The sequence below is a fragment of the Priestia sp. TRM10 genome, assembly GCF_057808375.1.
In genome coordinates, this window is sequence record NZ_JBJZOT010000009.1 from 80,086 (window position 1) to 102,760 (window position 22,675).

The window sequence follows — 22,675 nt, forward strand, 5'->3', positions numbered from 1 at the left end:
ATAACTTATTCAACTATTTTTTATTGAGAGGACAGATTAACGAAATGAATTTTACAGCATTCCTTTCCTATATCATTATTACATCGATTACACCTGGTCCAAGTAATCTTTTGATGATGAATGAAGCAAGAAAATTTGGATTTAAAAAATCGCTTCCTTTTAACATTGGTATACTTTCAGGGTTTATTGTTCTAGGGATTTTGACTTCATTATTAACTACAAGTTTGTACAAATGGATGCCAATGATAGAACCTTATTTTAAAGTCGTTGGAGCCATATATTTACTTTATTTAGCATGGAAGATTGCTTTTTCTAAGGGTGGAAAGGACGAAGGTATTGATAATCAGTCTTCTTTCTTTTCAGGTCTATTCTTTCAAATTCTTAATGTAAAAAGTATATTGTATTTTTTAACGGCTATGTCAACGTTCGTACTTCCTTATAGTCGTTCAAATAGCACGATCCTCTTTTTTATGTCTTTAACAATCGTAATAGGTTGTGTAGCACTCCTATTATGGGCCGCGTTCGGATCGGCTTTTAAAAAGATTTTTTCCAAATACAATAGGACCATAAATATAGTAATGTGTTTATTGCTCGTTTATTCCGCTATTACGATTTTCTAAAAAGAAAGCTCGTTCCTTTATAAAGGAACGAGCTTTCTTTTTAGAAAATGCATTTCTAGAATAAGTTCACATAAAAAGATGAATTTCTCTTAAAGGAGCATTACAACAAAGAATCGCTCCCCTGCTTGATATAGGATAAATTAACTTTATATTAGGAAGTAGGGATATATACAATTAAAGTTCGTTTATTCATAACGATGTTTAATCAATAAATGCCTCGTTTAAACGTACTAAAAGCTCACCAAACAATTTTTGTTCTTCACTAGACCAGTCTTTTAACATATCTTGATAGCGCTGTATTCTCATTCTCTTATCCGCTAAAAGCTTTTCTCTCCCTAGCTCTGTAATTTGAAATAAACTCCCACGCCGATCTGAAGGATCTGAAAAACGGGAGATTAACCCTTTGGCTTCTACGGCAGAAGCTTGTCTAGATAGTGTTGAAATATCTAATTTAAAAGAATCTGCCAACGTTGTTAAACGGGCTGGTCCGAACTCTTCTAACTGCCTTAGTAATAAATAAACAGCTCGCTCTAAGTCCCCTATTTTATTTTCTGAGTTATCTTTGTAAACCGCTCGTCTTATAAAAGTTGTAAGCTCATATTCAATCTGCTCAATTGCTTTTTTGTTTTCTCTTTCCACCTAATTCCCTCCAAAAGAATAGCTCTGTTGCAGTTCTTTATTGACAAATAAAGATCTACTTGTATAATACAACTATATACTTGTATCATACAAGAAAAAAGATGGAAAATAAAGCGAATCTTGATTTTTATCATATTTTGAAAGGAGGCAGGTTGTTCTTAAGGGAAGAACAACTTTTTCTTATGAAAGGAATACGCATTATCTTACAAATTGCTATTTTATATGTTTTTTCAATCGTTGGAGAAGCGCTTCATCACTTTTTTCATATCCCTATTCCTGGTAGTATTATTGGTCTTATTTTGTTAATTATTTGTTTATCATACAAAATTGTTCCTGTTAAAATTGTTGAAGATGGATCAAGCTTCTTATTATCCTTTTTACCGTTATTATTTATCCCCTCTATGGTCGGTATTATCAACTATCCATCTCTATTCTCCATTAGCGGCGGTATCTTATTTATAGTCGTTGTAATGAGTACGATTATAACGATGATTGCTGCGGGAGTTGCTAGTCAATTTATCGAAAATAAAACAAAAAAACGAAAGAAGAGAAAAGAATGCAACAAACACTTATCGCGATCAGTATAATTCTGGTAACCATTGGCGCTTACTTAGTCATGACAAAACTATACACGCGTTTTTCATACCCTATTTTTCTCCCTGTTATTACAACAACGATCACGATTGTTTTACTTTTATTAGTTTTTCACATTTCATATAAAAATTATATGGTTGGTGGCAAATGGATTAATTCTTTGCTTGGGCCTGGCGTTGTAGCATTAGCTTATCCACTCTATAATAGCCGCAAAATTTTAATGAATAATATTTTCCCTATTTTTACTGGTGTGTTTATTGGCATGCTGTTTGGAATGGTAAGCGGACTCTTGTTTGCAGAAGCGTTTGGGATTAATCGCGATTTAATTTTATCAATTCTTCCAAAGTCTATTACAACTCCTGTAGCTATCCAAATTACAACAAGTTTAGGCGGAGTTCCTTCTATGACAGCGGTCTTTGTCATGATTGCCGGTATTTCTGGTGTTGTTATTGGGCCAGCCATTTTAAAATGGGTCCGTATCCATAGCTTTCTTGGAAAAGGAATTGCGTTCGGAAGTGCCTCACATGCGCTCGGTACTGCCAAAACAATTGAGTACGGTGAATTAGCTGTTTCTATGAGTTCTGTATCTATGACACTAAGCGCTTTGCTTGGATCTATATTTGGCCCAATTGTAGTATGGATTTTCCATATCTAATGAGCAACAGGTAAGATTTTAGTTTGTTTATGATATAAGATAACTTTAGTACAGATGAACTGCACCCCAATTGTTAGCCATAACCTAACAATTAGAGGTGCAGTTTTTATATAACTAAATATTTGTTAGACATAAAGGTTTCAGCTGTTCACGACTACCCTGAGGAGGTGAAATACCCTAAGGAAGTGGCTCAAGTTTATCAATTCAACATCACAATGCTAAAAAAGTGGGTGGCTCGATTTGAAGGCATGAAGATTAAGCCTCTCTGTTCCAATATAAAAATTATTCATTACCGTTTAAAATAGACGTAATTAAACATATCCATACCATAAGAAGCGACTATTTTCTTCTACCTTTCAAACGTTGAAGTGGTATCACGTAAATGATCCAGCTGAATTCTAACAACTACATAAAACAAAAAAAAGCAGAGAAAGATATGAAAAACGATCCTTCTTTGCTTCTTATCTTATTTTAAGAAATGGTCTTTGAAAAAGTCTAATTGATAATCTAATGTCATAGAATCATTAAACATAAAAGCATTTCCGTCAACTTCAAATACGTGGTGATTCTTCACAGCAGGCATTTCCTTATAGAGCTCCGTATTTTGATAAGAGTTCTCTTGATCTCTATATTTGCTAAGGATTAAATAGTCACCAACATATTCAGGGAGAACTTCCGAAGAAATTGTATGATATCCCTCTTTGCTCGTTGTTTCTTTTACTTTGTCAGGCATATTGAGCCCCATTGCTTGATAAAGAACTTCGGTTCCTCTTCCCCAGTTATCTCCTAATACCGCCATCTCTTTGTTGTAGCTTTCAACTACAGTGACTGTCGCATCTTCACCAATTTTTGCTTTAATTTCTTCACCAGCAGCCTTTGCTCGTGATTTAAAGTCTTCAATCCAACTTTTTGCTTCTTGTTCTTTATTGACAAGTTTGCCAATTTCCAAATGCTGAGTTAAATAATCAACTTTACCATACGTATAAGTGACCGTTGGTGCAATTTTTTGCAGTTTTTTAAGATTCTTATTTGTACTATCTCCTATAATCAAGTCGGGGTTTAAATCTATAATTTCTTCAATATCTTCATCTGATACTACAGGAACGTTTTTTAACTGATCTTTAAATAAAGGGCTCTTTTTAGCCCATTCTTCTACTCCTACTATATTTACGTCAAGTGAGAGTAAATCTCCAACATAACTAGTTAACACAACAACTCTTTTAGGATGAGCAGGAACTTTCACAGGTCCATTTTCTGATTGATATGTAATGGTTTCTTTATTATCCTTACTTTCTTCTCCTGATGATTTTTCTGTAGACTTGCTTCCACAAGCACTCATTACAAGTACAAGAATTAACACAATCGGTATAAGTATTTTTTTCACTATTGTTTTCCCCTTCTACTAATTAATACGTTAGGCATTTTCATTTAATCCTTCTACATCTACTCTCTTTACCGTTCATCCATCCCTTTAACAACATTAAAAATCTCCTCCCCATTCTTATTTTTTATATCAAACAAGCGAACGATAATGATAATCAATTTCAATAGATTTATTCATATTATGCTTTTAAATTCCATTCCTGTCAATATACTCTTATAAGAATAGATCATAAATTCCGATCTTTTATCCTATTCTTCATCATTTCATTTTCTAAAAAAAGACCTCTCTTTATATAAAAGAGAGGTCTTTCCTTACTTTTTACATATATTCGTTAAATAGGACCAATTACATAAGTCCTTGCTTTTAAGACTACATATGCTTTCTTTTCCATATTAATACCATTCATATATCTATGCTATGTTTTTAAGCCCAGCACCTACGATACTTAATACTTTTATTGAAGGTTAATCTATTGAACGCAATACTTCAAGTAACATTGCTTTAAACGCACTCCGATCAATAGCTTCACAAACTCTTACATTTTTGAAGCGTTCTAAACGATTATTAATATCCACAAGACTGTACCCTCTTGTGAGTTCACCAACTGTTTCAACATCTACGTAATATAGATTTGACTCTGTCATAATTTCTTCGTTTGCTGCAACAGCAGCTAGTAATGTATCTGGATGAGTTGTTCCATTTAACTTATGGACGCTTTTATTAAATTTCATAACTACTTTATTTACATCTTTGAAAAATTGCGCACCCTTTGTTGAAAGAGCTTCAATTTCACAATGGTCCTTATCATCCATAATGGAATACTTTGTACACATTTCCCAACCAACCATTGTAATAGGAATACCTGAATGAAGCACAATTTTTGCTGCTTCAGGATCCACAAAAAAGTTATATTCTGCGCTTGGTGTAATATTTCCTAATGCATTGTTTGTACCGCCCATAATGTACAAATGAGGAATTTTAGGAACGATAGCTGGATCTTTTTTTATGGCCATTGCAATATTTGTTAACGGCGCAATCGCTAATAAATGAATTTCTCCTGGATTTTTATGAATGGTTTCAATAAGAAAATCTATCGCATGTCCTTCCTCAGGAGGCTGGATTGCTTTTTCAAAAAACGAATCTCCCATTCCATCTTTTCCATGCACATCTTCAACTGTTCGATGTTGACTTTCACCAAATCCCATTATCGGGCCTTCATATCCTTTATAAACAGGGACTTTTCCGCTTTTACCCCCAACTTGAATTGTGTAAAGTGCATTTTCAACTTGTTGCTGAAATTGAACGTTACCACCCGTTATCATAATTCCTTCAACTTGAAAATAATGAAGAGCCATTAAGATTGAAATTGTGTCATCACCGGCTGTATCTGTATCAATAATAACTCGTTTCTTCTCTAGCATGGAACAACCTCCGTCACTTTCTTTGCTAATTCTGTTATGTATTCAAAGAAAGCATCGCGATCAACATCATATACTACATTTACAGGTCGTCCATCAGAAGTTTCAACTGTCCGCCCTTGGCTTGGTCCCTCTCTATGTACGATGCTGTTAATTCGCTCCACTTTCACAAGCTCAGGATTACCAACAAACGCAGTTGTTAATACATCCCACAGATAATAAGTCGAGTTTGTTGAAAAATGAACAAGTGGTGGCACCATTGCGTAGCACTGACCAAGAAAATCTACACCAAGATATCTTCGCTCCGCTGCCCAGCGCTCGCGTACATCTAAAGTGAGTGGTACTTGATTTGTACTTTCAAGTGCGACTAAATCAATCTCTATACTGCTGTCCCAAACGCGTCCAGCTGCTTCGGGGTCCCAAAATACGTTCCATTCTGCTGTTCCATCATGTTCAGGCTCATGAACATTTCCCTCTTCACGAAACGTTCCGCCCATCCAAACAAGTCGCTCAATTTTCTCCTCAATTTCAGGTGCTTCGTCTAATGCACGAGCAAGGTCTGTTAGCGGACCTGTAAATAGTAATGTTGTCTTTTCTTCAGTTGCATAAAGCGTTTCTATTAGATGAAGATGCGCCGGTTTATCAGCTACTTTTGTTACCACTTTCCCAGATTCGTTTAAGATAGGTAGAGCGTCAACATAAAATGCGTGCATACGCCAGTCTTTTGGAAAAGGGTTTTTCCCGCGTGAATTTGATTCAGCTACACTTAGATTACCGTCACCAAAACGGTCAACTATTTTACGACTTGCAAACATCGCAGGTTCTAAATAACAATCCGCTGGAATAACAGAAACACCTGTAAGTTCAACATTCTCCATCTTTAATAATAAAAATAATGATACTAAATCATCGACACCGCCATCATGATTAAAGTATATTTTCTTTTTCATCTCCTCTTCATCCCCTTTTATGAACTTTTTAAATAATCCTAACTTTATAAACGTATAATGTATCATTAAATTATGTCAATATATTTTCAGAAAATATTATAAATAAAAAGCCATGAAATGATTATTCAAAACAAAAAGCTTTTAAGGAATACCATCCTTAAAAGCTTTTTGTTTTACAATACTCCGACAAAAACGATATTTCTATAATTAAGGACTGTGATCTCTTCGTTTTCTCGATTGTTAACACTATTGTTGTATAAAAATTTGTTTACTCCTTTGGTTGCTGATTACTTTTCATAACCTTCTGATCTTTGTTTCTTAAAGTTACTACTATAAATAAGTGTAACAATAACAATTAAGATTGTGAGAACAGCGTAAATATTACTGTAGTTCAAGCTATTATGTTCTAGTAAGAATGGATTAAGTTGAAGACTTGCATCTTTAATTTCTAGTGCTTTACTAATTAAGGTTGTTGCCGTTGCTCCAGCAATAAAATTCATCATCATGAAAATCCCCATGCCTACTCCTGCTTGTTCTTTTGGAAGTGAACGCGACACAGTGTTTCCTAGTGCGATTTGAATGAACGTTTGGCCAACATAAGCAAGAAGAAGAACAACCATAATTAAATATGGAGATGAACCTGCAATAATGGATAAAACTCCATAGCCTAAGAAAAAGCATAATAAAGCTGTATATGCGACAAATCCATTTCCTTTCTGATCTGCTAACTTACCTCCTTTTCTCCCTAGTAGAGCGGCTAAAACAGCTCCAGGAAACATAACAAGCCCACTTAATAATGGGGACAAGCCATTGATTCCTTGAAGTAATAAAGGAGTGAGATATGGAATACCAAAGCCAATTCCTGAACTTAAAGCTGAAACAAGAAGTCCTGCTGAAAAGCTTCTATTCTTAAATAAAGAACCTTGAATAAATGGATTTTCTATTGTACGAATTCGCCAAAGAAATAAAGCAAAAAAAACAATTCCAATAAACGCAAGCAATAAAGATCCTTGTGTAATAGCCAGCAGAAGAAAAGCAAGCGTTCCTGCCAGTAAAAAGGCTCCAATTAAATCTGTCTTACTTTTCACTTTTTCTTCCTCACTGTCTAAGAAGCTTCGAAAGAATGGGAGTGCAATCAGAATAAGAAGTGAAATTACAAAAAGATAGTGCCAGCTTATAAAGTTTGTAACAAGCCCTGCCACAATAGGTCCGACAGCTGTTCCAAACGCTGTTGCAGATGATGTAATTCCTAATGCTCTTCCCCTTGTTTCAGGGGTAAAATAGCGAGTTGGAATAATCATTGATGTAGCAGGCATAACAGAAGCACCCATAGCTTGCAAGATACGGCCTGCTAAAACAAACCAAAAACTCGGGGCTAAAAATCCAATTAATGAACCAACCGCAAAAATAAGTAATCCAACGGTTAATAAATTTTTCAGTTCATACTTGTCAGCAAGCTTTCCAAACATAACAGATCCAATTGCATATACAACAATATAACCTGTTACAATCCACCCTGCTTGTGATGGCTGAAGGTGAAATTCCTCTGTAATCGTTGGAAGAGCAATATTAAACATCGTTGAGTTCATGACTGAAATAACCATTGCAAAGGCCAAAATTAAAATAAGTTTTCTTTTCCGACTTTCATTGTTTTCTAGGATCGTTTCTTTCATTGTTTTCCCTCTTTCTAATTTAGAACAACGTTTAATTAAATAAGGTTAGAGAGAACCCTCTCTCTAACCTTTATCATTTTCATTTATTCTCTTGATTTGCCATCTTTAAATCAAGTTTATGGATATTTGCAACTACTCGATCAAAACGAAGTGGCTGAGGTTCAGCTGGGAAAATATGAGCTTCGTACTTATCACCTAAAGTACGGAAGAATGGTTCAAACAGACCTGATACAAGTACTCCTACCATTTTTGTATATGGAGAATCTAAACGGTATGAATGAACAGTATGAGCTGGAACGTGTAGGAAGTCTCCAGGATTCAACTGAATTTCCTCCCCATCTGCCCACATTGTCATTTGACCTTCTAGACAATAAAATGTTTCTGTATGATGTTCATGATAATGATCAACAATGCGATCGCCTTTTGGACCTTCAGATGAAACAACGATAAATTGTCCATCTGTATTTGTTTGTGCCGCAACAATTCGATGAAGCTGGTCACCTGTTAGAAGACGATCACCTTCTCCAGATTCAAGGACATATGGAACAACTTCCTCAGGACGTGTTGCATTTGTTACAAGTTTTGCTTCTCCTTCTACGCTTTGTTCGTTTGATACAAACTCAATATCTGAAACAGCTGCACCTTGCAAGAAACGCTCATATGCTAGTTCTTCTCCATATGGAGGATGTTCCACATGTTCATAAGGTGTACCAATTTCAGCATAGAAGTTCGCAACATTTCCTTTCATTGTATATGAAACAAGACGAGTGCGATGGCTTTGCATTGTATAGCTGTGAGTTGTGCCTGCTGGAATTTGAGCATAATCTCCTGATACAAGAAGATGTTTTTCTCCATTAAGGATGAGTTCTACTTTTCCATCTAAAACAAGAATGCCTTCATGTGTTTCTTTATGAAGGTGAAGGGGAAAAGCGTCTCCTTTGCCACCTGCAAGTAAAACAATTTCAAACATATCGCCTGTGCTTTTTCCATTTGCCATAATTGTAGCTACTTGACGCCCAAAGAGATAGCGCGGACCCTCCCCATTTCGTAATAAATAAGGTACTTTTTCTTTTGGTAATTTACTTGTTAATGCTGCCATTATATTTCCTCCTCTATATTAGACCGATCTATATAATTATTTTCACGATAGACCAATCTACATAATATTGTGTACCGACCGGTCTACAATTTTTGATTATAAAGCAAAGAGTAACAAAATGCTACCCTTTTTTTCGTAAAATATATGGAATTTGATTTGAAATAAGAAGAAGCGGTTCTTTATCTTTATGTGCTAGCGAAAACATAACGCCGCCTTCAATCATCGAGTTGATAGTCATTCCAAGCTCTTCTGCTTCTTCCTTTTCATATCCATGTTGCATTAATTTATCAGCAAAAATATCAGCCCAATTTTTAAAAACTTCTACACATATACATCGCAAAGGTTCACTAATGAGGGCTGTTTCACTTGCTAATAATCCAACAGGAATTCCTTCAATATGTTCTGGATCATTAAACTGGTTAGCTGTTACACTTATAAAATGTTGAATGGCTTCAACAGGATCTAAGCTTTTTGCCATGCTCTCTTTAATTTGTTTTTCAATATATTCACCTGTATATTTTACAGCTTCAATTGCTAGCTCCTCTTTTCCATTAGGAAAGTGATAATAAACAGAGCCTCGAGGTGATCCACTTTCTTTTATAATTTGATTCAAACCTGTTGCATGATATCCTTGCAATTGAAAAAGATATGCTGCTGTTTGAATAATTCGTTCTCTTGCTTCACCTTTCGCTTTCATCAAACTTCCTCCTACCCATTATGAAGACCAATCGGTTTAAGTATAGAAAACGAACGTTCAAATGTCAAAAACTACTCGTAATCGCCAAATGTATGCTTTTCTCGTCTTCTACTAAAATAAACAACTCTTTTAAAAAATGATTCCCCTAATACAATATTATATATTATAACTCTTTTATAAACATTTTGAGTATACTTTCCCTCTTCTCTTAAACAATGCTATTTCCATATTAAGTCAAGGAGAAAGGGGGAACTTTTTCTCTCTTATACATTTTCAACTCAAACAAAGAAATTTATAAAATTCTCTCTTAGAAATTATTGTAGAATCATTTTTATTAATATACAATATGATAGATAAAACGCAAAGAGCTTCCATATATCTCTTATAGACACAAATACGGAATACTTCGGTATCCTTTTTCAACTGACTTTTCTTCCTGTTTAAAAAGGAGTTCTCTTCATTTTCTACTTGGCTGACTTTTCCGAAATAAAAGCTGAAACTTATGAAGCCCTATCCCTTCTATTCAGCATAGAGAAAGTTTTTTACTATATTGGAGAATGTATTTTAGTGAACTTAAAAAGAAAATGTTGATTTGCCTTATTTGCTCTACAAAGGGAATGGTTCTCTTTTTGCAAAATTCATGGAGGGATATATGAAATATTTAGTAGGGATTTTAGGTCTCCTTATTGTATTCGGACTAGCTTTTTTAATAAGTAAAGACCGAAAAGAAATTAAATATAAGCCACTTTTGGTTATGGTCATTTTACAACTTTTGTTGGCAATTGTGCTTCTTAATACAAAATTTGGGTTTGTTGTGATTGATGCCATTGCCTCAACATTTTCAACGCTATTAGATTACGCCAGCGCAGGGATTACTTTTGTTTTCGGTGGCATTGCAAATGACGGGGAAGCTCCCTTTTTCTTAACTGTTCTTCTTCCCATTGTGTTCATTTCAGCTTTAATTGGCATCCTGCAGCATATTAAAGTACTTCCATTCGTCATGAAATGGATAGGGCTTGGCCTTAGTAAAATTAATGGCATGGGAAAACTTGAATCTTACAATGCCGTTGCTTCAGCAATTGTTGGGCAATCAGAAGTATTTATTACAGTTAAAAAGCAGCTTGATAAATTACCTCCACACCGACTTTACACACTTTGCACGTCCGCAATGTCGACGGTTTCAATGTCAATCGTCGGCGCTTATATGACAATGATTGAACCTAAATATGTTGTAACAGCCATTGTTTTGAACTTGTTTGGTGGATTTATGATTGCTTCAATTATTAACCCATATAAAGTAGCACCTGAAACAGACCTTTTAGAAGCGGATCAAGACGAAGAAAAGCAAACGTTTTTTGAGATGCTAGGTGAATATATTTTAGATGGATTTAAAGTAGCGGTTATTGTGGGCGCTATGCTGATTGGATTTGTCGCACTAATGGAAGGAATTGATAACGTTTTTGAGATGATTTTTGGCGTTACATTCCAACATTTGCTTGGCTATGTTTTTGCTCCATTCGCCTTTATAATGGGGATTCCTGCATCTGAGGTGGTTTCAGCTGGAGGGATTATGGCAACGAAGATGGTAACAAATGAATTTGTTGCCATGATGAACTTATCTGAAATGGCGTCTGAGTTTAGTCCAAGAACGTTAGGCATTGTCTCTGTATTTTTAGTTTCATTTGCTAACTTTTCTTCAATCGGAATTTTATCCGGAGCTGTTAAAGGACTAAGTGAAAAACAAGGTAACGTTGTAGCTCGTTTTGGGCTTCGCTTACTATACGGAGCTGTTCTTGTTAGTTTCTTGTCAGCCATTATCGTCAGCTTCATTTTATAACCTATAAAAAAGAACTTCATATGAAGTTCTTTTTTTCGTTTCAGTACTTTTTAGTATGGAATGTCTAAGTTTTCTTCTCATATTTCTTAAAGTGTATATTTTAATTTCTGCTCTGCTTTTGGATAATGCTAACGAGCATCAGTAGAATGTCGCTTAATAATCTGATGCTCAACAGTAATCTTCTTACGCTCCTTTGAAGATGTTGCAAGCTGTTTCAACAAGCAATCTGCAGCTTCATATCCTAATTTGTAGATATTGATATCGACAGATGTTAAAGAAGGAGTTGAAACCTCTGCGAGCAAGAGATTGTTGAAGCTTATCACAGAAACGGCTTTTGGAACAGAAATCTCTAGTTCAGCTAAAATATAAAGTACTTTAAGCGCTACAAAATCATCTGCAACAACTAAAGCTGTTGGACAGTCTTCTAAACTCATAAGATATACTATCTCTTTTTTCATTTCTTCTTCTGTTAGTTCTTCATGGACAATATAACGACTACTTAATGAAATCCCTTTCTGTTGGAGAGCTTTTTTATATCCTAGTAAGCGATCGTTTGTAAACATAAAGCTTATATCTCCGCCAATAAAGCCAATACGCTCATGACCGAGTTCAAGCAAGTAATTTGTAGCTTCTTTGCCTGCTTTGTAATTATCATTATCAATATATGTAATTTGTTCTTCATTTTGAAACGGCTTGCCAATTACCGTAAAGGGAAAATTAACTTCTAAAAGATAATCAATAATCTGGTCGTCCTCTCGTGAATAAAGCATCACAATCCCATCAACCCGTCTTCCTTGTACCATACCAACAACAGCTTCATAAATTTCTTTTTCTGTTACTCCTGTTGAAATGAGTAGTGCATACTTTTCCTCATGTGCTTTCGTACTTATGCCCCGCAACACTTCAGGGAAAAAAGGATTTTGAAAGGCCTTTTCAGCAGAACTTGGCATCACAAGACCAAGCGTTTTGGTTGAGCTATTCGCAAGACTTCTTGCGTTCAAATTAGGGTGATAACCTAATTCCTCCATTGCTTCTCTTACTCGTCTTTTTGTTTTTTCACTTATTCTTGTATTGTTTGCAATAACTCTTGAAACCGTTGATGGTGCTACATTGGCTAGTTTTGCTACATCCTTAATCGTGACTGCCATAATCCTTCCTCCTGATCTATCTTCTACATACTATTGTAAACGAAATGCACTTCCTTTTCCATTGGCATGCTATAACAATAAAGCCTTATATTTAGACATAAAGCTTCTCATAATACTTACACTGTTACATTAATAATCCTCCGTTCATTTATCTATTTAAAATTAACTAGAATGATAAATTTTAATAGGTCCTATTCAATACAAAAAATATACAACATACAACTAGCACAGTCACACAGGCAGCTAAAAAAAAGTCTAATATATATATAGTACATCTTTAAGAGAGAGCGATATTCTTTGTCCTCAAATTATAAAAGAAGACGTTATTGCTGTTCAAATCCTTGTTGTTGTCCAATTCCATAATTTATCTTCTTCAGGTAAAAGGAATGAAGTAATTTCTTCTGTTTTTAAAGCACCTAACACTTACGAAACTAATTTACGTAATAAATATCTTATAATATGCAAAAGCCGCTGGATACAAAGGTTCCAACAGCTTTCTACATCATGATATACCTTGCCTATTATCACCTTGAAAACTTAGCTTACCTTTTAATAATATCTATCTTTCTTATTCTCATGATGGTTTCTTTTAACATAATATTTATCTTCGTGTTTATCTTCTTTACAACATCTGTCTTTCTTATCATCATGACGTTTTTTTTCAAAATAATATTTATCTTCTTGATAATCTCTATCTTTCTTATTACACTTCCCAAACATAAATTCATCCCAGCTCATATCATGGTTTCTTTCAACATAATATTTATTCTCGTGTTTATCTTCTTTACAACATCTGTCTTTCTTATCATTATGACGTTTTCTTTCAACATAATATTTATCTTCTTGATAATCTCTATCTTTCTTATTGCATTTCCCAAACATAAACTCATCCCAGTTCATAAGTTATCACTCCTAAAGTGAAAAATGACTTGCAATGTATTATACGTTTTTTCAAAAAATATGCTTGTACGAATAACTAGTTTTAGGGATTGCCCCCTTCAGAGATAATTTAGAGATAAGCTCATATCAATAAACCCTTCTATCATACTTCTTCATGTATGATAGAAGGGTTCATCAATTATTTGTATGTTTAAGAATCAGCTTGCTTTTGATATAAGGGTCAAAAATCACGGTGAAGTGAGGTAATGAACCATCATATTAAATTCGTTTGTACGCTTTCCTTCACTATCAAACAAATAATCCATTCTTAATAATGTAAATCCCTCAAACCTATGAGTAGAAATCTTTTCTGCCGCATTTTTAAATCCCCACTCATTTCCTGTCAAAGCAAGAGCATTTTCTCCATTTAACGAAATTCCTCGTTCCTTTGCTAGATTAGCAATTTGAGTAACTAATGTTTCAGGAGCACTATAGTAAGGAGATTCGTATGCTTGATTATCCTTCATCTCTAAGCATGTAAAAGTAAGGGCTAAGCGGGATGCTTTAAATTGATCAAGCAGTTTAGCATAGTTATAATATCCTGCACTATATTCGGCAGAGTGTGGCATAACCGGATCGTTCATCTTCCAATGAACACCTGAAATTTTAGCTCCAATTGGAACGTTAAAAAGAGGATCAAATCGCTTATGAGCGGCTTTCGCTATTTTTGATAAGTGCTGTTCAAGAGCTCCTTGATACCACATCATAAAATCTTTTCCATATTGAGAATAATAGACTTCACTATTTGTGAAAAAAGCATCCGCATTATGCGGTGGCTCTATATCTTCCCAACTTCTCAGTTTCTTTCCCCAAGCATTGTTCACATTTTTTAACGTAGCATACTTTTTACGCATTGCCTGTTGAAAATCTCGTTCCGCTCCTTCTGAATAGGCTTGAAGCTTCCCTCGTTCAGGATATTCCCAGTTGTCTCCACCTTGATATGAAGGATATCTTATTTCCCCTGCAGGCCCTCCGCTTAGATAGATTTTTACAATAAGCTCTCTTTTATCTGCAAAGTGACGTGCAAATGATTTATATAATTCATCATATTGCTTTTCCGTCCCTTTCCACCATGGTGCAAGAGCTTCTTGATTGATATAGCCGCTTTCACTTTTAAAAGCCATGTTTTCTGTTCTGTCTTTATTCCATAACCACGTTGGGATAGGATAATCACATTGATCTCCAACATTTCCACCACATTGGTGAGTAGATAAAATAGGAACCCATTTTAATCCAGAAGCTTCAACAACTTCAGCATATTTTCTATAATAACTCCAATCAAACTGATTATCTCTTTCTCCTTCAACAATCCCCCACCATATATCTGTTGTTAAAGCATATACGCCATTTTCCTCTAATTGTTCTAACTTTCTCTTAAAGTCTTCCCAATCTGTAATTTTTTCTAAAGGAGCCATAACATATAGCTTATAGTTTTCGTTAGTTTCAGCTTGTGCTGGCGAAAGAAATGCTGTAAAAACCAGTGAAAGAGTTAAGAAAGCACACCATAATTTTTTCATCGATTAAACTCTCCTTCTTTATTGTAGTGGAAAAATAAATGATGCATTCAATAAGAAAAAACACAAGCCATCCCCTTTAACAGGAACCTTCACTTGTGTTTTCTCTGTGCTGAACCGTTTATATTTTTACTTCTACTCCAAAATGATCAGATACCATAGGTTGTTCCCTTCCATTAAAAACCGTTTTTGAACAGCGTGGTTGAATTGAAACGTTCGAAAGAATAAGATCAAGACGAAGGTTTTGCGTATTTTGGCTCCACCCATCTATCTTCCCCTCCACTGTTATTCCATGATCTTTTTCTTCTGCCTGATTGTACAAGTCGTAAAGCCCCTGACTTAGTAAGTAATCATAGCCTTCTCCTTTTATACTAGCATCATTGTTGAAGTCTCCCATTAAGTAAAAAGCTTGCTCACTTTTAACATTTGCAAGAAGGGTATCAACTTGAAACTGAAACGACTCTTCTTTATCATCCCACCAGCCGAGATGACAAGAATAAAACATCACGTTTTCCCCCTTATAAGAAATGTGAGCTCCAACAACTTTTCTTGTTTTCCAGAAATTCTGGTCTTCACTTTTGGAAATGAAAAAGGAAAACCATTCATTAACAGGATGTCTGGTAAGAAGAGCTACCCCTTCCTCAAATACGCTGTAGCCAATATGAGAAAGATCCCATATAAATTCGTAATGTTTCTTTCCTATTCTTTCAAGCTCTTTTTTCAATAAAAAAGCATAGTTGTCTTCTCTTACATTTTCATAGATGAATGCTGAATCCTTATGCTGACTAACTTCTTGAAGAGCAATCACATCATATTCTTCATTGCTAATTTTTTCAGCGAGTAAGGTTAGTTTATCTAACTGATTGTCTTCCTGCCATGAATGACAATTTAATGTAATCAGCTTCATCCTGCTATGCGCCTAACACATCTTGAATGTCTGATTTTAATACATCTGCTTTTGGTCCATAAATAGCCTGAACACCTTTATCTTTTAGAATAAGACCAAGCGCTCCGTTCTTCTTCCATTCTTGTTCATCTGCTACAAGGTTTGTATCTTTTACTGTTACGCGTAAACGAGTCATACAAGCATCAACCTCTTCAATATTCCCTTGCCCTCCTAAAAGGCCAATAATAACAGGGGCAAGTGAATCATTTTTGACAGAAGTGCTTTCTTTTCCTTCCTGTTCTTCTTCAATATAGTTTCCGTTTCGTCCTGGTGTTGGGAAATTAAATCGTTTAATCATAAAGTTTGCAACAGCAAAGTTTAATCCAAAGAAAACAAGGCAGGCTAGAACGAAGTTGAGTAAATCGAGCCATAATCCTGCTTTCACAATCATTGGTGTTCGCGTAATAAGTTCAATAACCCCAAATGCATGAACACGAACATCAATGATGTCAACGACTGCAAATGCAAGACCTGTCATAATAGCATAGATAATATAAAGAACTGGTGCTGCAAACATAAACATAAATTCAATTGGTTCTGTTACTCCTGTTAAAAATACAGCTAATCCAGCAGATAAAAACATTGATTTATATTTTGAGCGTTTCTCACGATCAACATTTCGGTACATTGCAAGTGCAATTCCGATTAATGCTGCGCACGATAAAATCATCTGTCCAACTTTAAAGCGGGCAGGCGTTACATCATTTAATAATGCTTTATAGCTTTCTGTATCTCCTGCTGAAAGAAAGTTATTTAAGTCTCCAACCCATGCAAGCCATAATGGATCTTGCCCTGCAACAATTGAACCTGCTCCAGGACCCGTTAAAATTTTATATGTTCCTCCAAGTTCTGTATAGTTCACTGGAACCGTTAACATATGGTGAAGTCCAAATGGAAGTAGGAGTCGCTCTAATGCCCCAAAAACAAACGGAGCTAGGATTGGCGCACTATCACGCGATGTTGCAATCCATTGGCCAAAGCTGTTTAATGACCCTTGAATAAATGGCCATATAATCGAGAGAATAAGAGCGGTTACAACAGAACCTGCAATAACAACAAATGGTACGAATCGTTTTCCATTAAAGAATGAGAGCGAATTTGGAAGTTTATCATAGTTATAATATTTATTAAAAAGATTAGCACCTAAAAATCCAGCAATAATTCCAACGAAAACTCCCATGTTTAGCGCTGGTGCACCTAAAATAGATGTGAAGTAATCCTTTACAATAAGCTCTTGCCCAAATAAAGATTGAACAGTTGCCTCAGGATCTGTAAGCATTTCACTTTTCACACCAAAGATTGCCCCTGTAATTCGGTTCATTAAAATGAAGGCGATTAAAGCAGCAAATGCTCCTCCCGCACGTTCCTTTGCCCATGAACCCCCAATTGCAACAGCAAATAAAACATGAAGGTTGTTAATAATCCCCCAACCGATATCCTCCATAACTAGTGCAATCGTTTGCACAAAGGAGATGTCTGCGCCCATCATTCCTACAAGCTTTCCAAGTGATATCATAATACCAGCTGCAGGCATGACCGCTACAACAACTAATAGTGCCTTTCCAAACTTTTGCCAAAAGTCAAATGAAAGAAACTTTTTCATCTTCATTTCTCCTCCCTTTTGAAAAATCCAACCCCTATGTCTACGCTTACATTTATTAGTCATTTGAAACTTAGTTTTTTCTTTCAATCTAGTCTATACACTCTTGCTTCATACGGTTGTAATACAATATGATTAACGTTTTGTTCTTCCTTTATATCATAGTTGCTTAATAACAACTGATATGCGCTCCCTTTATATTCTAAAGGTAAATGGAAGTGAGCACATTCTTTAAATAAATTTACCATAACAAGTACTTTTTCTTCTCCTAGTGTTCTTGTATAAGCATAAATATTGTCATCTTCTTCAAGAATAAGATGGTAATCTCCATAAACAAGAACCTCTTTTTCTTTTCTAAGACTAATAAGCCTCTTATAATAATGATAAAGAGAATGAGGATCATCTAAAGCTTTTTCTACATTGATATTTTTATAGTTTTCATTGACCTTTATCCATGGTGTTCCTTCCGAAAATCCTGCATTTTCTGTTCTATCCCACTGCATCGGAGTCCTGGAATTATCACGCCCATTTTTCCAAATGATTGGCATGATTTCTTCATGAGACTTTCCTTTTTCTCTTTCTTCCTTATATAAGTTTTTAATTGCTACATCATTATAATCTTTAATGGAAGAAAATTGAACATTTGTCATCCCAATCTCTTGTCCTTGATAAATAAAGGGCGTTCCTTGCATAAGAAAATACATTGTTGCTAAAGCTTTTGAGGATTCTAACCAATAGTCACCATCGTCTCCCCATGTCGAAACAGAACGTGGCTGATCATGATTTTCTAAAAAAAGCGCATTCCATCCGATATTGTGCAATCCTTTTTGCCACTTTGTCAGTACTTCTTTTAATGTACGGATGTCAATCTTTCCGTCTATCCCTTTTCCCCAAAGATCTAAATGTTCAAATTGGAAAACCATATTAAACTTTCCTTCTTCTTCTCCAACCCAAAGGGATCCATCCTCAACACTTACACCATTTGCTTCTCCAACTGTCATAATATCATATTTGCTAAATGTTTCTCGTTTTAACTCTTCTAGAAAAGGTTGGATTCCTTCTTTGTTCATGTGCCCGGCAAAAGAGGAAACATAGCGTTTACCATCAGGATTAGGCAGATCTGGTAATCCTTTGATTTTTTTAATATGAGAAATAGCATCAACTCTAAATCCATCAATTCCTTTATCTAGCCACCAGTTTACCATCTCATACAAATTCTCTCTTACAGTAGGATTTTCCCAATTTAAGTCCGGCTGTTTTTTTGAGAAAACGTGCAAATAATAGTCGTCTGTCTCTTTATTGTATTCCCAAGCAGAACCTCCAAAAATAGACTCCCAGTTATTTGGCTCTCTTGCCTCTTTTCCATCTCTCCAAATATAGTAGTCTCGATATTTATTATCTTTTGAAGAACGAGATTCAATAAACCAAGGATGTTCGTCTGATGTATGATTAATCACAAGATCCATAATAAGTTTCATTCCTCGTTTATGTACCACTTCTAACAGTTCATCAAAATCGTCTAATGTACCATATTCTTCAGCAATTGCCTTGTAATCGCTAATATCGTAACCGTTATCATCATTAGGTGATTTGTAAATTGGACTAATCCAAATCACATCAATGCCAAGCTCTTTCAAATAATCTAACTTTGATAAGATTCCCTTAATATCTCCGATTCCATCACCATCAGAATCCATAAAGCTTCGCGGATAAATTTGGTATGCAACCGCTTCCTTCCACCATTGTTTTTTCATATGAACCTCCCTTTCTATATTTTTAAAATACCACACTCAAGATCATCTGCGCAACCGTTTGCACAAATTTATTATTGAAAAGTTTTACAAAGTTAGAAAGACAAACAACTAGTGTCCAAACACTTTTTTCTATGGTGAATATTGTAAAGGGAAAACCTTTATAAGGAGTGGTAGTATGGCTAGAATCTCAAATTTTCCGGAGCACTTCATCCGCGAGCATGAAACATGGCACCATGAGCATATGAACATGGGGAATCTTCGGGCGGGAGATGGCATTGAATTCCTTTCCTTTCACCGTGAGTTTATGGAAAGATGTCTCGAGTGGTATAACAGTCAAGGATTAAATTCAGATTGGGTTGAACCATGGCGTGCTGTTCCTAATCAAATTAAAAGACATCCGGGATGGACAAGAGAACTTGAAGAAGCTGAAAACCGTATTCGAAACAACCCTTCTTCTTTCCGTTCTGGTGACGAACTTGGACGCTTTTTGCAAGAAACGTCTTTGCACGATGCTGTCCATGTATTAGGAAGCGAAGTATTTGATGAGCCTGATTTTGGCCGCATTTCTCTCTCTCCAAGAAGTACGCTTTTTTATAACTGGCATCGCCTTATTGATAATTGGTGGAGAAGCGTTGAAAGAGGATAAGGAAAAGGGGAACTTGGTGTCCAAGTTCCCCTTTTTTCATTGAAGAAGTCCTTCTTTTTTCAAATACTCTTTTGCAACTGTTGAAGGTTTTTCTCCTTCCACATTCACTTTGTAATTCATTTCACGCATTTCATCATCAGTAATTTCACCCCCAAGTTTGTTTAACGTATCGCGAAGTTCAGGATGCTCTTTTAACGTTTCTCCTCGCAATAACGGAGCGCCTTGATATGGCGGGAAGAGGTGTTGATCATCCTCTAGTACAACAAGGTTATATTCTCGTAATTCACTATCTGTTGAATAAGCATCTACGACCGTAATGTCTCCTTTTTTTACCGCATTGTAGCGCAGCTTTGGAGCCATCGTCACAACACTCCCAAGCTCAAGGTTATATTTCTTTTGGATTCCTTTATAGCCATCTTCTCGGTCTGTAAATTCACCTGTAAATCCAGCTTTCATGCTGTTTTCAACGGCTTTCAAATCTGAAATTGTTTTTAAGTTATATTCTTGTGCAAGCTTTTTCGGAACAGCAAGCGCATACGTATTATTATAGTTCATCGGTTTTAATAACACTAAATCGAATTTTTCTTTCATTCCTTCTTTAGCTTGATTATACACTTCTTTTCGATCCGTACTTATAGGAGGCTCTTTCAAAAATTCATTAATTGCGGTTCCCGTAAATTCAGGATAAAGGTCAATACTTCCTGATTTTAGAGCGCTATAGACAAAGGATGTTTCTCCAAATCCAGGCTTAGTTTCTACTGTTAAATCTGTATCTTGCTCAATCAAAAGCTTGTACATATTAATTAAAATTTCGGGTTCTGCTCCTAGCTTTCCTGCAATTACAAACTTCTCTTTCCCACCATTTGCTGCAAAAGGAATGATAATAACAAGTGCAATAGCTACAATAAAGGTCGTTAAAACAACAATAGACTTCTTAAATGAAAGCTTTTCTAAACGACGCAATATCACATCAAAAAGAATAGCTAAAATAGCAGCAGGTACAGCTCCAATAATAATGAGGTTTGTGTCATTCCGATCAATTCCAAGCATAATAAGTTCCCCAAGACCGCCCGCTCCAATGAAAGCGGCAAGCGTAGCTGTTCCGATAATTAATACGGTCGCTGTTCGAATTCCTGCCATAATAACGGGCATTGCAAGCGGAAGTTCTACTTTTAACAATCGTTTTCGACCGTTCATTCCCATTCCTTTTGCAGCTTCAATGAGTGAGGAATCTACTTCTTTTATGCCTGTATATGTATTTCTTAAAATAGGAAGTAGGGCATACACAATAAGTGCAATAACCGCTGGAACTTTTCCAATCCCCATTAAAGGAATAAGTAATCCAAGAAGAGCGAGTGAAGGAATGGTTTGCAAAACAGCAGTAATACCAATTACCACCTCTGCTATTTTCGGCTTTCTTGTAATGTAAATGCCGAGCGGAATAGAAATCACGACGGCAAAAAGTAAGGCGATAAAAGAAATTTGAATATGTTCTAGTAGGGCGCTTAAAAGATCCCCTTTTCGTTCTCCTACTGCATCAATAAACTGATTCATGTTTGTCATCCTTTTCATCTTCTGTTTCTGCTAAATATTGAATAACCGTCTTTCGATCGATTTTCCCTATCACGAAACCTTCTTTTTCAACAGCTACTTCCTCTTCAATTTTTAGAGAAGCTAGCACTTCTTTTAAAGAAGCAGTAGCGGAGATTTTAGGTAAGGACTGAAGAGTATCGTTTTCTAGAAGTACTGAGCTTAAAAGCTGCTCTGCCTTTATTTCTTTTTCTAATGAAGTTTTCTGCAGCCCAACAAACTTTTTCACAAAATTGCTCTTAGGATGATGTACAATCTCCTCTGGTGTTCCAATTTGTTCTATTTCCCCATCTTTCATAACGCAAATACGCGTACCGAGCTTTAACGCCTCTGACATGTCATGCGTAACAAAAATAATGGTTTTGCGAATCTTTTGCTGAAGACGAATGATATCATCCTGTAGCTTTTCGCGACTTAGGGGATCAAGCGCACTAAAAGGCTCATCCATGAGAAGAATATCAGGATCTGCTGCAAGAGCACGAACAACACCAACGCGCTGCTGCTCTCCTCCTGAAAGCTCATCTGGTTTACGATTTCGATACTGCTTTGGATCTAATCCAACCATTGTTAACAACTCATCAACGCGTCCTTTAATCTTCTCTCGACTCCATTTTTTGAGTTCAGGCACAATCGCAATGTTTTCAGAAACTGTCATATGTGGGAAAAGAGCAATTTGTTGCAGCACATAACCGATATTGTAGCGAAGTTCATGGATATCATAATCTTCAATACTTTTGTTATGAATATAAATGGTTCCATCTGATAAATCGACTAAACGATTGATCATTTTAAGTGTTGTTGTCTTTCCACATCCACTTGGTCCTACTAATATAAAAAATTCGCCTTCTTTTATTTCTAAGTTTAGAGAGTGAAGGACTTCCTTACTATCGTATCTTTTAGATACATTGGAAAATTTGATCATCTTGTTACTCCTTGTTAAGTTGTGAAATCATATGCTATAATTTCTCTCAT

Annotated in this window: 20 protein-coding genes; 5 read left to right on the forward strand and 15 right to left on the reverse strand. The window is 35.6% G+C overall.

What is annotated here, in order from left to right; all coding sequences use genetic code 11:
- The first annotated feature begins 44 nt into the window (after positions 1-44).
- Entirely contained in the window at positions 45-620 is a 576-nt protein-coding gene (locus ACK3CR_RS07340) for a LysE family transporter (protein WP_488975175.1), read from the forward strand.
- A 201-nt stretch (positions 621-821) separates the two neighbouring features.
- Here ACK3CR_RS07340 and ACK3CR_RS07345 read toward each other — a convergent pair whose 3' ends face one another.
- Positions 822-1,259: a MarR family winged helix-turn-helix transcriptional regulator gene (locus tag ACK3CR_RS07345; RefSeq protein ID WP_019393610.1), complete on the reverse strand. Its 438-nt coding sequence runs from the start codon at positions 1,257-1,259 to the stop codon at positions 822-824.
- A 182-nt stretch (positions 1,260-1,441) separates the two neighbouring features.
- Here ACK3CR_RS07345 and ACK3CR_RS07350 point away from each other — a divergent pair, with 182 nt between their 5' ends.
- Positions 1,442-1,846 (forward strand): CidA/LrgA family holin-like protein, encoded by a 405-nt coding sequence (locus ACK3CR_RS07350; protein ID WP_243520807.1) that lies wholly within the window; start codon positions 1,442-1,444, stop codon positions 1,844-1,846.
- Entirely contained in the window at positions 1,816-2,508 is a 693-nt protein-coding gene (locus ACK3CR_RS07355) for an LrgB family protein (RefSeq protein WP_243519905.1), read from the forward strand. The genes ACK3CR_RS07350 and ACK3CR_RS07355 overlap by 31 nt, the downstream gene beginning before the upstream one ends.
- 466 nt (positions 2,509-2,974) lie before the next feature.
- On the opposite strand, the gene ACK3CR_RS07360 is transcribed toward ACK3CR_RS07355, so the two are convergent.
- The 6 genes from ACK3CR_RS07360 to ACK3CR_RS07385 all read right to left on the reverse strand — a co-directional run bounded on the left by ACK3CR_RS07360 (position 2,975) and on the right by ACK3CR_RS07385 (position 9,729).
- A complete protein-coding gene (locus tag ACK3CR_RS07360) occupies positions 2,975-3,892 on the reverse strand; it encodes an iron-hydroxamate ABC transporter substrate-binding protein (protein WP_243519904.1) in 918 nt (305 codons plus the stop codon).
- Between the two features lie 464 nt (positions 3,893-4,356).
- Entirely contained in the window at positions 4,357-5,313 is a 957-nt protein-coding gene (locus ACK3CR_RS07365; RefSeq protein WP_488975176.1) for a nucleoside hydrolase, read from the reverse strand.
- Entirely contained in the window at positions 5,307-6,260 is a 954-nt protein-coding gene (locus ACK3CR_RS07370) for a nucleoside hydrolase (protein WP_243519900.1), read from the reverse strand. The genes ACK3CR_RS07365 and ACK3CR_RS07370 overlap by 7 nt, the downstream gene beginning before the upstream one ends.
- Before the next feature lie 287 nt (positions 6,261-6,547).
- The gene (locus ACK3CR_RS07375) at positions 6,548-7,933 is read right to left on the reverse strand and encodes an MFS transporter (protein WP_488975177.1); all 1,386 of its coding nucleotides are present in this window, start codon (positions 7,931-7,933) and stop codon (positions 6,548-6,550) included.
- A gap of 79 nt (positions 7,934-8,012) precedes the next feature.
- Positions 8,013-9,032 (reverse strand): quercetin 2,3-dioxygenase, encoded by a 1,020-nt coding sequence (locus ACK3CR_RS07380; protein WP_430238205.1) that lies wholly within the window; start codon positions 9,030-9,032, stop codon positions 8,013-8,015.
- Between the two features lie 121 nt (positions 9,033-9,153).
- Complete coding sequence (locus ACK3CR_RS07385; RefSeq protein ID WP_243519893.1) at positions 9,154-9,729, reverse strand: TetR/AcrR family transcriptional regulator; 576 nt, start codon at positions 9,727-9,729, stop codon at positions 9,154-9,156.
- A 652-nt stretch (positions 9,730-10,381) separates the two neighbouring features.
- On the opposite strand from ACK3CR_RS07385, the gene ACK3CR_RS07390 reads away from it, so the two are divergent.
- Positions 10,382-11,566 carry a NupC/NupG family nucleoside CNT transporter gene (locus ACK3CR_RS07390; RefSeq protein ID WP_328124168.1) on the forward strand — a complete coding sequence of 395 codons (1,185 nt, stop codon included), beginning with the start codon at positions 10,382-10,384 and terminating at the stop codon, positions 11,564-11,566.
- A 128-nt stretch (positions 11,567-11,694) separates the two neighbouring features.
- On the opposite strand, the gene ACK3CR_RS07395 is transcribed toward ACK3CR_RS07390, so the two are convergent.
- From ACK3CR_RS07395 to ACK3CR_RS07420, 6 genes are all read right to left on the reverse strand, one after another.
- A complete protein-coding gene (locus ACK3CR_RS07395; RefSeq protein WP_243519891.1) occupies positions 11,695-12,714 on the reverse strand; it encodes a LacI family DNA-binding transcriptional regulator in 1,020 nt (339 codons plus the stop codon).
- A 549-nt stretch (positions 12,715-13,263) separates the two neighbouring features.
- Positions 13,264-13,614 (reverse strand): hypothetical protein, encoded by a 351-nt coding sequence (locus ACK3CR_RS07400; RefSeq protein ID WP_328124170.1) that lies wholly within the window; start codon positions 13,612-13,614, stop codon positions 13,264-13,266.
- Between the two features lie 227 nt (positions 13,615-13,841).
- The gene (locus ACK3CR_RS07405; protein ID WP_488975178.1) at positions 13,842-15,170 is read right to left on the reverse strand and encodes a family 14 glycosylhydrolase; all 1,329 of its coding nucleotides are present in this window, start codon (positions 15,168-15,170) and stop codon (positions 13,842-13,844) included.
- A gap of 118 nt (positions 15,171-15,288) precedes the next feature.
- Positions 15,289-16,074 (reverse strand): endonuclease/exonuclease/phosphatase family protein, encoded by a 786-nt coding sequence (locus tag ACK3CR_RS07410; protein ID WP_488975179.1) that lies wholly within the window; start codon positions 16,072-16,074, stop codon positions 15,289-15,291.
- Positions 16,075-16,078: 4 nt separating this feature from the next.
- Positions 16,079-17,716 carry a PTS transporter subunit IIBC gene (locus ACK3CR_RS07415; RefSeq protein WP_488975180.1) on the reverse strand — a complete coding sequence of 546 codons (1,638 nt, stop codon included), beginning with the start codon at positions 17,714-17,716 and terminating at the stop codon, positions 16,079-16,081.
- An 83-nt stretch (positions 17,717-17,799) separates the two neighbouring features.
- Complete coding sequence (locus ACK3CR_RS07420) at positions 17,800-19,467, reverse strand: glycoside hydrolase family 13 protein (protein ID WP_488975181.1); 1,668 nt, start codon at positions 19,465-19,467, stop codon at positions 17,800-17,802.
- 175 nt (positions 19,468-19,642) lie between these two features.
- On the opposite strand from ACK3CR_RS07420, the gene ACK3CR_RS07425 reads away from it, so the two are divergent.
- Positions 19,643-20,113 (forward strand): hypothetical protein, encoded by a 471-nt coding sequence (locus ACK3CR_RS07425; protein WP_328124176.1) that lies wholly within the window; start codon positions 19,643-19,645, stop codon positions 20,111-20,113.
- 36 nt (positions 20,114-20,149) lie between these two features.
- On the opposite strand, the gene ACK3CR_RS07430 is transcribed toward ACK3CR_RS07425, so the two are convergent.
- On the reverse strand, positions 20,150-21,667 hold the full coding sequence (locus ACK3CR_RS07430; RefSeq protein ID WP_430238194.1) for an ABC transporter permease/substrate-binding protein: 1,518 nt from the start codon (positions 21,665-21,667) through the stop codon (positions 20,150-20,152).
- Complete coding sequence (locus ACK3CR_RS07435; protein WP_328124179.1) at positions 21,651-22,625, reverse strand: ABC transporter ATP-binding protein; 975 nt, start codon at positions 22,623-22,625, stop codon at positions 21,651-21,653. Before ACK3CR_RS07435 ends, ACK3CR_RS07430 begins: the two co-directional genes overlap by 17 nt.
- Between the last annotated feature and the right edge of the window lie 50 nt (positions 22,626-22,675).

Excerpts from the sequence above, each read along its gene's own strand:
- ACK3CR_RS07340 (WP_488975175.1), top strand. The coding sequence starts at position 45 with ATGAATTTTACAGCATTCCTTTCCTATATCATTATTACATCGATTACA.
- ACK3CR_RS07350 (WP_243520807.1), top strand. The coding sequence starts at position 1,442 with ATGAAAGGAATACGCATTATCTTACAAATTGCTATTTTATATGTTTTT.
- ACK3CR_RS07355 (WP_243519905.1), top strand. The coding sequence starts at position 1,816 with ATGCAACAAACACTTATCGCGATCAGTATAATTCTGGTAACCATTGGC.
- ACK3CR_RS07365 (WP_488975176.1), bottom strand. The coding sequence starts at position 5,313 with ATGCTAGAGAAGAAACGAGTTATTATTGATACAGATACAGCCGGTGAT.
- ACK3CR_RS07370 (WP_243519900.1), bottom strand. The coding sequence starts at position 6,260 with ATGAAAAAGAAAATATACTTTAATCATGATGGCGGTGTCGATGATTTA.
- ACK3CR_RS07375 (WP_488975177.1), bottom strand. The coding sequence starts at position 7,933 with ATGAAAGAAACGATCCTAGAAAACAATGAAAGTCGGAAAAGAAAACTT.
- ACK3CR_RS07380 (WP_430238205.1), bottom strand. The coding sequence starts at position 9,032 with ATGGCAGCATTAACAAGTAAATTACCAAAAGAAAAAGTACCTTATTTA.
- ACK3CR_RS07385 (WP_243519893.1), bottom strand. The coding sequence starts at position 9,729 with ATGAAAGCGAAAGGTGAAGCAAGAGAACGAATTATTCAAACAGCAGCA.
- ACK3CR_RS07390 (WP_328124168.1), top strand. The coding sequence starts at position 10,382 with ATGAAATATTTAGTAGGGATTTTAGGTCTCCTTATTGTATTCGGACTA.
- ACK3CR_RS07395 (WP_243519891.1), bottom strand. The coding sequence starts at position 12,714 with ATGGCAGTCACGATTAAGGATGTAGCAAAACTAGCCAATGTAGCACCA.
- ACK3CR_RS07400 (WP_328124170.1), bottom strand. The coding sequence starts at position 13,614 with ATGAACTGGGATGAGTTTATGTTTGGGAAATGCAATAAGAAAGATAGA.
- ACK3CR_RS07405 (WP_488975178.1), bottom strand. The coding sequence starts at position 15,170 with ATGAAAAAATTATGGTGTGCTTTCTTAACTCTTTCACTGGTTTTTACA.
- ACK3CR_RS07410 (WP_488975179.1), bottom strand. The coding sequence starts at position 16,074 with ATGAAGCTGATTACATTAAATTGTCATTCATGGCAGGAAGACAATCAG.
- ACK3CR_RS07415 (WP_488975180.1), bottom strand. The coding sequence starts at position 17,716 with ATGAAAAAGTTTCTTTCATTTGACTTTTGGCAAAAGTTTGGAAAGGCA.
- ACK3CR_RS07420 (WP_488975181.1), bottom strand. The coding sequence starts at position 19,467 with ATGAAAAAACAATGGTGGAAGGAAGCGGTTGCATACCAAATTTATCCG.
- ACK3CR_RS07425 (WP_328124176.1), top strand. The coding sequence starts at position 19,643 with ATGGCTAGAATCTCAAATTTTCCGGAGCACTTCATCCGCGAGCATGAA.
- ACK3CR_RS07430 (WP_430238194.1), bottom strand. The coding sequence starts at position 21,667 with ATGAATCAGTTTATTGATGCAGTAGGAGAACGAAAAGGGGATCTTTTA.
- ACK3CR_RS07435 (WP_328124179.1), bottom strand. The coding sequence starts at position 22,625 with ATGATCAAATTTTCCAATGTATCTAAAAGATACGATAGTAAGGAAGTC.